Annotated in this window: 7 protein-coding genes and 1 pseudogene; 4 read left to right on the plus strand and 4 right to left on the minus strand. The window is 73.6% G+C overall.

What is annotated here, in order from left to right; translation table 11 throughout:
* Positions 1-240 precede the first annotated feature (240 nt).
* Positions 241-1,500: an efflux RND transporter periplasmic adaptor subunit gene (locus MKK53_RS00075; protein WP_243925721.1), complete on the minus strand. Its 1,260-nt coding sequence runs from the start codon at positions 1,498-1,500 to the stop codon at positions 241-243.
* Positions 1,501-1,756: 256 nt separating this feature from the next.
* On the opposite strand from MKK53_RS00075, the gene MKK53_RS00080 reads away from it, so the two are divergent.
* From MKK53_RS00080 to MKK53_RS00095, 4 genes are all read left to right on the plus strand, one after another.
* Positions 1,757-2,983: an oxalate decarboxylase family bicupin gene (locus MKK53_RS00080; RefSeq protein ID WP_243925723.1), complete on the plus strand. Its 1,227-nt coding sequence runs from the start codon at positions 1,757-1,759 to the stop codon at positions 2,981-2,983.
* A gap of 72 nt (positions 2,984-3,055) precedes the next feature.
* Positions 3,056-3,364, plus strand: coding sequence for a hypothetical protein (locus MKK53_RS00085; RefSeq protein WP_243925725.1), 309 nt, complete (start codon positions 3,056-3,058; stop codon positions 3,362-3,364).
* Positions 3,365-3,447: 83 nt separating this feature from the next.
* Entirely contained in the window at positions 3,448-4,725 is a 1,278-nt protein-coding gene (gene purD, locus MKK53_RS00090) for a phosphoribosylamine--glycine ligase (protein ID WP_243925727.1), read from the plus strand.
* A 294-nt stretch (positions 4,726-5,019) separates the two neighbouring features.
* Positions 5,020-6,456, plus strand: a complete 1,437-nt coding sequence (locus tag MKK53_RS00095; RefSeq protein ID WP_243925734.1) for an MDR family MFS transporter — start codon at positions 5,020-5,022, stop codon at positions 6,454-6,456.
* A 193-nt stretch (positions 6,457-6,649) separates the two neighbouring features.
* Here MKK53_RS00095 and cysG read toward each other — a convergent pair whose 3' ends face one another.
* The 3 genes and pseudogenes from cysG to MKK53_RS00110 all read right to left on the minus strand — a co-directional run.
* Complete coding sequence (gene cysG, locus MKK53_RS00100; protein WP_243925730.1) at positions 6,650-8,119, minus strand: siroheme synthase CysG; 1,470 nt, start codon at positions 8,117-8,119, stop codon at positions 6,650-6,652.
* A gap of 223 nt (positions 8,120-8,342) precedes the next feature.
* A complete protein-coding gene (locus MKK53_RS00105; protein ID WP_243925732.1) occupies positions 8,343-11,006 on the minus strand; it encodes a nitrate reductase in 2,664 nt (887 codons plus the stop codon).
* Positions 11,007-11,241: 235 nt separating this feature from the next.
* A pseudogene (locus MKK53_RS00110) lies at positions 11,242-11,426 on the minus strand (sulfite reductase subunit alpha); the annotation flags it as partial.

The raw sequence follows: 11,426 nt of genomic DNA on the forward strand, positions 1-11,426 counted from the left end.
CGAGCGCAGCGAAGCGACCCAGGGCGGCGGGTCGCTTCAGGGCGTGGCGGCTCCCTGGGTTGCTTCGCTTCGCTCGCAAGGACGGTGGTGCCGTCATGTGCCCCTCGCCGTCATCGCGAGCGCAGCGAAGCGACCCAGGGCGGCGGGTCGGTTCAGGCCGTGGCGGCTCCCTGGATTGCTTCGCTGCGCTCGCAAGGACGGTGGTGGCTCGGGGCGGGCGCGGCTCGGGGCGGCCGCCCCTTACGTCCCGGCCTTCGCCTCCCGGCGGGGCGTGGCGGGGTCGCCGTCGCGCAGGGAGGCCGGGGGGCCGACGACCACCTGCTCGCCCCCCACCAGGCCGGCGCGAAGCTCCAGGCCGGAATCGCCCTGGCGGACGATCGCCACCTTGCGCATCCGCACCACGAAGCGGTCCCCGGCGCCGGCCGGTTCCAGCACCGCCACCTGCGTGCCGCCCTGGTCGAAGATCAGGCAGTCGTTCGGCACGCTCACCACCGGCGCCGGCCGGGGGATCGAGAGCGTCAGGGTGATGTAGAGGCCGGGCTGGAGCTCGTGGGTCGGGTTGGGGATGTCGACCTGCGTCGCGAGGATCCGCGAGGCGTAGAGCAGCGCCGTCGATGAGCGCGAGACCGTGCCGGGGAAGACCTTGCCGGGGATCTGCGCCACCTCGATCCGGGCCGGCAGCCCGTCGCGCACCCCGTCGGCGGCGTAGAGCGGCACGTTGACGGCCATGCGCAGCACGTCGTCCCGGGCCAGGGTGGCGAGCGGCAGGCCGGTATTGGTGTCCGCCGTCACCGCGTCGCCGATGTCGGTGTTGCGGGTCGTCACCACCCCGTCGAAGGGCGCGCGGATCTCCTCGAAGCCGGTGAGCACCGTCAGGCGGGCGACCTGCGCCTCCTGCGCGGTGATGTTCGCCTCGGCCACCTTCACCGCGGCCTGGGCGGCGGAGAGGTTGGCGGCCTGGGTGAGCACCCCCGCCCGGGCCGTGTCGGCGTTCTGGGCGGTGGCGATGCCGGTGCCCGCCAGCGTCGAGGTGCGCTTGTTGGTGACGTCCGCGAGGTGCCGGTTGGCCTCGGCTTGGTCCACCATCGCCTTCGCCTGGGCGAGGGCCGCCTGGAGTTGCACCACCTGGGATCGCGCCTGGGCGAGCTGCTGGTCGAGGTCGGGGGCGCTGATGCGGAACAGCAGGTCGCCCTTCCTCACCCGCGAGCCGATGTCGATCCGCCGCTCGGCGATGTAGCCCGTGGCCCGGGGATACAGGCTCGCCGTGTCGAAGGCCTGGGTGGTGCCGGTCTGGGTGAGGTCGACCGTGTCGCCCGCGCGCCGGGCCGTCGTCACCCGCAGGGAGACCGGGCCGCGGGGGGACGGCGCGGAGGAGACCGCCGCCCGCGACGGCTCGGACCATGTCCGGTAGCCGATGAAGCCCGCCCCGGCGAGGGCGAGCAGGACGAGCCACGATGTCCCGCGCCACGCCGGCCGACCCGCTGATTCCCCGTCCGCCATCCGTTCCCGCCGGTCCTGAGCCCGTGGAGAGTGTAGTGGGCCCCGCGTGTTTCCGCGCAGTGTCCGCCCGTGCGAAGGCCGGGGCCCCGCCATCTCCCAGGCACAACGCACGAGACGCGCCCATCATCCCGTCCGGGGCGCGACGATTTTGCACCGCATCGAACCGGGCCGGGGCCTCGCCCGTTTCCGCGGTTCGACCGGCGCCCCCATCCGAGGCGGGCGCCCCGCTCCTTGAGACCCGATCCGTGGATTCCCCATGACAGACTTGTCCCGACGTGGCCTGATCGCCGCCGCGGCCGGCAGCGCCCTGGCGGCCGTGCCGGCGGCGGCGCAGGCGCCCTCCCCCGCCGTGCCGGTCCCCGAGCGCGGCCCCAAGGGCGCGGACATCCTCGGGCCCAGGAACCCGGCCCGGGACGCGCAGGACCCCTACACCCTCGCCCCGCCCGCCACCGACCACGGCACCATGCCGAACCTGAAATGGTCCTTCGCGGACAGCCACATGCGGCTGGAGAATGGCGGCTGGGCGCGCCAGACCACGATCCGCGAGCTGCCGATCTCCAAGGCGATGGCCGGCGTGAACATGCGCCTGAAGGCCAACGCGGTGCGGGAGATGCACTGGCACAAGGAGGCCGAGTGGTCCTACATGATCAAGGGCCGGGCGCGGATCACCGCCGTCGATCAGGACGGGCGCACCTTCGCCGACGACGTCGGGCCGGGCGACCTCTGGTACTTCCCCTCCGGCATCCCGCACTCGATCCAGGGCCTCGACGGGCCGGAGGACGGCTGCGAGTTCCTCCTCGTCTTCGATGACGGGGGCTTCTCCGAGGATTCGACCTTCCTCATCACCGACTGGATGGCGCACACCCCGCGCGACATCCTCGCGAAGAATTTCGGCTTGCCCGAGAACGCCTTCGACGGGATTCCCGAGAAAGAGCTCTACATTTTCCCCGGCCCGAAGCCCGGCCCCCTCGCCGACGACAAGCTCGGCGGCGCCGGCCCGGTGCCGAAGACGTTCAGCCACCGCATGCTCGCCCAGGAGCCGATCCGCACCAAGGGCGGGACCGTGCGGATCACCGATTCCACGGTCTTCCCGGCCTCCACCACCATCGCCGCCGCCCTGGTGGAGATCGAGCCCGGCGGGATGCGCGAGCTGCACTGGCACCCGAACGGCGACGAGTGGCAGTACTACCTCTCCGGCAAGGGCCGGATGACGGTGTTCGGCTCGGAATCGAAGGCGCGCACCTTCGACTACCAGGCGGGCGACGTCGGCTACGTGCCCTTCGCCATGGGCCACTACATCGAGAACACCGGCAGCGAGACGCTGACCTTCCTGGAAATGTTCAAGAGCCCGCGCTACGCCGACGTCTCCCTGACCCAGTGGATGGCGCTCACCCCGCACGCCCTGGTCCAGGCCCATACCAAGCTGGACCGGGCGCAGGTCGATGGCCTGCCGAAGGAGAAGCACCCGGTCGTGCCCGGTTGACGCGCCCCGGAACCGGGGGCGGGGGGCGTGCGTCGGTCCGGTGATCGCCGCCCGCCCTTGGAGGAGAACCCCATGCGCTCCCGCCTCGCCCTCGGCGGCGCCGTCATCCTCGGCCTCCTGGCCGGGCCGGCGTCGGCCCAGGTCCAGCAGCTGAACCCCAACGCCGCCAACGAATCCTTCGCCGTGCAGAGCCAGTTCCGCAGCCTGAACCAGCAGCGGACCTCGGACTTCAACACCCTGTCCATGCAGGCGCAGCGCAACGTCCAGTTCAACCCGTCCCCGGGCTTCTACGGGCCGCTGCCGCGGCACGGGCACCGGGGCGTCCGGGCGTTCCGCTCCCGGGGCGGCGGCATCAACACGAGCGTGTGCACCGGCTGCTGACGGGCCGGCGCGGGACAAGTCCCGATAGGCCCTTTTCTCGCAGACACGATCCGTTCAGAACCGGCTGCGATGATGGCGCTCCCATGAAGATCCTCCTGATCGGCTCCGGCGGCCGCGAACACGCGCTCGCATGGCGCCTCGCGCAGAGCCCCCTCTGCACCGCCCTGTTCACCGCCCCCGGCAACCCCGGCACCGCCCGCCACGGCACCAACCTGCCGGGCCTGCGGGTGTCGGACCATGCCGCGGTGGCCGCCTTCTGCCATGCGGAGCGGATCGGCCTCGTGGTCGTCGGGCCCGAGGCGCCCCTGGTGGCGGGCCTCGTGGACGACCTCACCGCCGCCGGCCTGCGCGCCTTCGGCCCCACCCGCGACGCGGCCCGGCTGGAAGGCTCGAAGGGGTTCACCAAGGACCTCTGCGCCGAGTACGGCATCCCCACCGCCGCCTTCGCGCGGTTCACGGAACTGGACCGGGCGCTGGCCTATGTCCGCGGGCGCGGGGCGCCCATCGTCGTGAAGGCGGACGGGCTCGCCGCCGGCAAGGGCGTCACCGTCGCCGAGAGCCTCGACCAGGCCGAGGACGCCCTGGCCGCCCTCTTCTCCGAGCCCGGCGCCGAGGTGGTGGTGGAGGAGTGCCTGTTCGGCGAGGAGGCGAGCTTCTTCGCCCTCTGCGACGGCACCCGCGCCATCCCCATCGGCACCGCCCAGGACCACAAGCGCGTCTTCGACGGCGACCGCGGCCCGAACACCGGCGGCATGGGCGCCTACGCCCCGGCCACCGTCGTCACCCCCGAGATCGAGGCGCGGGTGATGGCCGAGATCATCGCCCCGACCCTGGCCGGGATGCGCGCGAGGGGCTGCCCCTTCACCGGCATCCTCTATGCCGGCCTGATGCTCACCGCGGACGGGCCGAAGCTCATCGAGTACAACACCCGCTTCGGAGACCCCGAGGCGCAGGTGCTGATGCCGCGCCTCTCCTCCGACCTCGTGCCCGCCCTGCTCTCGGCCTGCGACGGAGACCTCACGGGCGTCACCCTCGAATCCGACCCCGGCCGCACCGCCCTGACGGTGGTGATGGCGGCGGCGGGCTATCCCGGCGCCGTGCTGCGCGGCTCGGCGATCCGCGGGATCGAGGCCGCCGAGGGCGAGGGCGTCCACGTCTTCCAGGCGGGCACCCGGGCCGAGGGGGACCGGATCCTCGCCGACGGGGGCCGGGTGCTGGCGGTGACGGCGCTCGGCGACAGCGTCACCGAGGCCCAGGCCCGCGCCTACGCGGCCGTCGCCCGGATCGACTGGCCGGAGGGATTCTGCCGGCGGGACATCGGATACCGGGCGGTCGCCCGCGAGGCCGACGTGGACGCATAGCCGCCGCGCGAGACCCGGCGGAGAAGAGAGTGGTCGCGGGCGCAACCTGCGCTAGAAAACCTTTCTCCTCCGCCGCCCTTCGCGACACGACGCGTCGCGCCCTCCCCGGCGGCTTTCCCATCGCCGTCACCTCCGCCCCCCGGACGGACCCGCGGCGTCCAGGACAAGGCAGGTCACGTGCGTCCGATCGAATTGCGCGACGGAGTCGAGGCCCGGCCGGCGGTCCCCGCCCAGGGTCCGGAGCCGCCGACCGACCCGGCCGCCCCGGCGGCGGGGCGCCTCGAACGGCACGAGATCCGGGCCATCGTGGGGGGCCTGATGGCGGCGATGCTGCTCGCCGCCCTCGACCAGACCATCGTGGCGACCGCGATGCCGACGATCGGGCTCGATCTCGGGGATGCGGCCAACCTCCCCTGGATCGTCACCGCCTACCTGCTGGCCTCGACGGCGGTGACGCCGCTCTACGGCAAGCTCAGCGACATCCACGGGCGGCGGGTGATGCTGCTCATCGCCATCGCGGTGTTCAGCCTCGGCTCGCTGGCCTGCGCCCTGGCGCCGACGATGATCACCCTGGCGCTGGCCCGCGCCCTCCAGGGGGTCGGCGGGGGCGGGCTCATCGCCCTGTCGCAGACGATCCTCGCCGACATCATGTCGCCCCGGGAGCGGGCGGGCTATCAGGTCTACATCGCGGGGGTGTTCGCCACCGCCTCGGTGGCGGGGCCGCTCCTCGGGGGCGTGCTGGCCCAGCACTTCCACTGGTCGCTGATCTTCTGGATCAACCTGCCGATCGGCTTCCTCGCCTTCCTCCTCACCAACGACAAGCTGAAGCTGCTGCCGCGCAACGAACGCCGCCACCGGCTCGACTATCCCGGGGCCGCGCTCCTCGTGCTCGGCTCCACCGCCCTCCTCCTCGCCCTGAGCCGGGGCGGGGTGCACGAGGCGTGGACCTCCCCCCTCGTGCTCGGCCTCCTCGGCGCCGCCCTGCTGTTCAGTGCGGGCTTCGCGGCCCGCCTCGCCACGGCCGCGGAGCCGCTGATCCCGACCTCCGTGCTCGGCAACCCCATCGTCGCCTGCGCGACGCTCGCCGCCTGCTTCGCCATGGGGACCTTCATCGGGCTCACGATCTACGTGCCGATCTTCCTCGAGGGCGTGGTGGGGCTGAGCGCGAGCCAGTCCGGCCTCGCCCTGGTGCCGCTGATGATCGGCACGGTGACGGGCGCCACCCTGTCGGGCCGGTCGATGCTGTACTTCCGGCACTACAAGCGCGTGCCCCTGGTGATGATGGGCCTGAGCCTCGCCGCCTGCGCCACCCTCGCCCTCTACGGGCGCGACCTGCCCTTCTGGCTCATGGAGACCGCCCTGGCCTTCCTGTCGATCGGCCTCGGGACGATCCTGCCGCTCTCCACCATCACCATCCAGAACGCCGTCGCCCCGCACCAGCTCGGCATCGCCACGGCGGCGATGAACTTCTTCCGGTCGCTCGGCGGCGCGCTGATCGTGGCGGTGTTCGGCACCATCGTGCTCGGGGCGGCGGCCGGGGGCGGGAACGCCGACCTGGAAAGCCTCCTGCGGGGCGCCGACCCGGCCCTGCTGGCGGCCACCTTCCGCCACGTCTTCCAGGCGGCCTGCCTGTGCCTGATCCTGGCCTTCGTCTTCCTCGCCCTGCTGGAAGAGCGCCCCCTGGGCGAACGGCCGAGGGCGGCGGGGAGCGAGGCGGTCGTGGGGGAGTGATCCCGCCCGCCGCAGCCTCCCCTCCCCCGCGCGGGGGAGGGGAGTGCAGTGGCCCCCGGCGTGCCCGTGACCAAACCCGTCATCGCGCGCGCAGCGAAGCGATCCGGGGATCCGCCCGGTTCTCGGACGTCTTGACCATCCCGGATGGCTTCGCCCCGCTCGCGATGACGGCGCGGGGTTCGGCGGGCGGCGGTCACACCGCCCGCCGTTCCTCGGTGGCGACCCGGCCCTCCTCCGCCTCGGCGAGCGCCCGGCCGACCATCAGCAGGGCGGGGCCTTCGAGGCCCGCGGCCTCGACCCGGTGGGCGAGGTCGGCGGCGGTGCCGCGCACCACCTCCTGGGTCGGGCGGGTGGCGTTGAACACGAGGAGCGCGGGCGTCTCGGGGGCGAGGCCCTCGGCCACCGCCCGGTCGAGCAGGGCGCCGAGGGTGCGTTTGGGCATGTAGACCACCGTCGTGACGCTGGGGTCGCCCAGCGCGCTCCAGTTCAGGTCCTCCGGCAGGCCGCCCTTGCGGTCGTGGCCGGTGACGTATTGCAGGCGGCGGGCCGCGTCGCGATGGGTCAGCGACAGGCCGAGGGAGGCCGCCGCCCCCTGCGCCGCCGAGACGCCGGGCACCACCGTCACCGGGATGCCGGCGGCCCGGCACGCCTCGATCTCCTCCCCCGCCCGGCCGAAGACCAGCGGATCGCCGGATTTCAGCCGCACCACCTGCTTGCCCGAGCGGGCGAGCTGCACCATCAGCGCGTTGATGTCGTCCTGGCGGCAGGAGGGGCCGTGCCCGGTCTTGCCGACCAGCATGGTGCGCGCCTCGCGGCGGGCATAGTCGAGGATCGCCGGAGCCACGAGGTCGTCGTAGAGGATCACGTCGGCGTTGCGCAGGGCGCGCAGGGCCTTGAGCGTCAGCAGCTCGGCGTCCCCCGGCCCGGCGCCGACGAGGGTCACGGCCCCGCCCTTGGGCGCCGCCTCGGTCTGCCCGAGGAGTTCGGCGAGGTCGGCCTCGGCGGGCGCCCGGTCGGGCTCGGCGAAGGCGCGCTCGGTGAAGCGCTCCCAGAAGAAGCGCCGGTCGGCGAAGCCGGGGAAGCGGCCGGTGACCTGCTCCCGCCAATCCCGCGCGGCCGCCATCCAGCGGGCGAAGCCGCGCGGCAGCATCGCCTCGATCCGGGCGCGGATCGTCTGGCCGAAGACCGGGGCGGCGCCCTCCGTCGAGATGCCGACCACCAGGGGCGAGCGGTTGACGATGGCGCCGAACTTCACGTCGCAGAGATGCGGCCGGTCGACGGCGTTGACGATGGCCCCGGCCCCGCGGGCGGCGGCGACGAAGGCGACCGCGTCGGTCTCGTCCTCCATCGCCCCGACGCAGAAGGCGGCGCCCCAGAGGTCGTCGGGGGTCCAATGGCGCTCGTGCAGGGTGACGTGGCCGTCCACGATCTCGCCGGGCACGGCGCGCAGCTCGTCCGAGGGTTCGGCGGCGTAGACATCGACGAGGGCGCCGGCGGCGGCGAGCACCTTCACCTTCCACGGGGCCCCGCCGGAGGAGCCCGCCAGCACCACGCGCTTGCCGCGCAGGGGCACGAACACCGGCAGCACCGCCAACGGCTCCAGGCCGGCGGCGGCGGTCTCGCGCGGGGCGCGGGTCGGGCGGGGGGAGGAAGGGTCGGCCATGGTAGCTTCAACTCGGATCGGACAGGCACCGACCCTCCCTCTCCCCTCTGCGGGAGAGGGTGGCCCCCGGAGAGGGTCGGGAGAGGGGCAGCGCGACGGTTCAGGGTGAAACGAGCGCCTCAGCCCCTTCCGGCTACGGCGCTCCCCTCTCCCAACCCTCGCTGACGCGAGGGCCACCCTCCCCCGCAGAGGGGGGAGGGCTCATTCGTCATCCTACCACGAATCAGGCCGCTTTGGCGGTCTCCAGGGTCAGCAGCTTGCGGATCTCTGGGATGCACGAGCCGCAATTCGTCCCGGCCTTGCAGGCGGCGCCCACCGCCTCCACGCTGCCGGCCCCGGCGCGGATGGTGCCGGTGATGACGTCGAGCCCGACCCCGTGGCAGGCGCAGACCACCGGCCCCGCCGCCTCGGTGGCGGCCCGGCCGGAGAGCAGGGCCCGGCGCTCGGGCGCCTCCGGCTCCTGCCCGGAGAACAGCGCCTTGGCCGCCTCCCAATCCGGCCGCGCGGCGGAGGGCGCCACCGCGATGCTGGCGACGAGGCGGGCGCCCTCGTAGACGGCGCAGCGGTAGCGCCCCCTGGCGTGGTCGGCATATTCGGCGAGTTCGAGACCTCCCGGCCCGCCGGCCTGGATCAGCCCGCGGAGCGCCAGGGCGACCTCCCGCGAGCCGTCATGGGTGGCGAACTGGACGCCCCAGCCGCCGGGGATCGCGGCCTTGGCCCACCACCAGCCCTCCGGCATCCGCACCGCGTCGCGGGCGAGGACGAAGCCCCGGGCCCGGTAGGCGACGGCCGCGATCCCGGCGGGCGTCGCCTTCAGCTCGGACTGGCCCGAGACCGGATCCGGCACCCCGCGCACCAGCGCCCCGACCCGCGCCGCCGAGGCGTAGGCGGCGTTCCAGTGCATCGGCATGAACAGGGTGCCCGGCGCCACCGCGTCGGTGACCGTCACCTCCAGTTCGGCGCTGCCGTGGGCGGTGGCGACGCGGGCGATGCCGCCCTCGACGAGGCCGTGCGCCGCCGCGTCGTCCGGGTGGACCTCCACGAAGGGCACCGCCCGGTGGGCCGAGAGGCGCTGGCTCTTCCCCGTCCGGGTCATGGTGTGCCAGTGGTCGCGGACCCGGCCGGTGTTGAGCACGAAGGGGTGGTCCCCGCCCACCGCCTCGGCGAGGCCGGGGGGCTGCACCGCCACGAACCGGGCCCGGCGGTCGAAGGTGTAGAACCGCCCGTCCGCGAACAGGCGCGCCCGGGTCCCTCCGCGCTTGGGCAGCGGCCACTGGACCGGGGCCGCCGCCGCGTAGGCGGCGTCGGAGAGGTCGGCCAGCCCGCCGATGTCGAAGTCGCGGCTGCCGCCGTTCTCGTAGGCCGAGAGGGCGGCGTGCTCCCGGAACACCGCAGCGGCGCTCGGGTAGTCGAACGCCTTGCCGTGGCCGAGGCGGCGGCCGATCTCGGCGAGCACCGCCCAGTCGGCCCGCGCCTCGCCGGGGCTCGCGAGGAAGCGGCGCTGGCGGGTGATCCGCCGCTCGGAATTCGTGACCGTGCCGTCCTTCTCGCCCCAGCCCTGCGCCGGCAGCAGCACCGTGGTGCGGGCCTTCTCCCGGGCGGTGTCGGCAGTGGCCATGATGTCGGAGACGATCAGCAGGTCGAGGCCGCGGATCGCCTCGCGGACGTGGTCCGCCCGCGGCATCGACACGAGGGGGTTGGTGCCCATGACCCACAGGGCCTTGATGCGCCCGGCGCGGACCGCCTCGAACAGGGCCACCGCCTTCATGCCCTCGCCGGTGATGATCCGCGGGGCGTTCCAGTAGCGGCGGACCCGGTCGACCTCCTCCGGGCTGAAATGCATGTGGGCGGCGAGCATGTTCGACAGGCCGCCGACCTCCCGCCCGCCCATGGCGTTGGGCTGGCCGGTGAGGGAGAACGGCCCCTGCCCGACCCCGCCGATCCGGCCGGTGAGGAGGTGGCAGTTGATGATGGCGTTGCCCTTGTCGGTGCCCTGCACCGACTGGTTCACGCCCATGGAGAAGGCGGTGACGACCCGCCGGGTGCGGGCGAACAGGTCGTAGAAGGCGGCGATGTCGGCCTCGGCCAGGCCCGTCGCGGCGGCGACGGCGGCGAGGTCCGGGGCGATCTGCCGGGCGCGGTCGAGGGCGCCGTCGAGGCCGGCGGTGTGCTCCTCCACGAAGGCGCGGTCGCGGAAGCCGCTGTCGGCAAGGTGGACGAGGAGGCCCGAGAACAGGGCCACGTCGCTGCCGGGCCTGAGCCCGAGGAACAGGTCGGATTCCTCCGCCGTCTGGGTGCGGCGGGGGTCGATCACCACGAATTGGGTGCCGCGCTTGGCCTTGGCGTCGGCCATGCGGCGGAACAGGATCGGATGGCACCACGCGGTGTTCGAGCCGACGAGGACGATCAGGTCGGCCTCGTCGAGGTCCTCGTAGCAGCCGGGCACCGTGTCCGAGCCGAAGGCCCGGCGGTGGGCCGCCACCGCGCTCGACATGCACAGCCGCGAATTGGTCTCGACATGCGGCGTGCCGACGAAGCCCTTCGCGAGCTTGTTGGCGACGTAATAGTCCTCGGTGAGCAGCTGGCCGGAGAGGTAGAACGCGATCGCCTCCGGCCCGTGGGCCTGGGCGATCCGCTGCAGCTCGGAGGTGACGGTGCCGAGCGCCGCGTCCCAGGAGACCCGCGCCCCGTTGAGGTGCGGGTGCAGCAGGCGGTCCTCCAGGGACAGGGTCTCGCCCAGCGCCGAGCCCTTCGAGCACAGCCGGCCGTAGTTGGCCGGGTGCTCGGTGTCGCCCGCGATCGCCGCGCCCCCCTGCCCGTCCGGCGTCGCCAGGACGCCGCAGCCGACGCCGCAATACGGGCAGGTGGTGCGGACCTGTGCGGTCATGGGGATTCCTCGGGTCTCGGTCTCGTCGGTGAGGCAAGAGGCGGGCCGGCTGCGCCACGTTCCCTCCCCCCTCTGCGGGGGAGGGTGGCCCCCGTCAGGGGGTCGGGAGAGGGGAGCGACGGGGCCGGATGGAGTGCGACATCGCGGCTGCGCCTCGTCCGGAAGCGTGGTTCCCCTCTCCCGCCCCGCCTCCGCGGGGCACCCTCCCCCGCAGAGGGGGGAGTGTCGTAGACGGTCAGTACACGTCGGCCGGGTCGCGCCCGTCCTTCTTCAACGCGCCGCGATCGGCCACCGCGTCCTCGGGGCTCTTGCCGCCGTACTGGGCGGCGACGTCGTTGATCTCCCGCTCCCGGTCCTTGGCCATGCTCTTGGCATCCGCGCGTACGTCGCATGGCGCTCCGCCCTCCTCCCACTTCCACA

The sequence above is a fragment of the Methylobacterium sp. J-076 genome, assembly GCF_022829405.1.
Classification (GTDB): Bacteria; Pseudomonadota; Alphaproteobacteria; order Rhizobiales; family Beijerinckiaceae; genus Methylobacterium.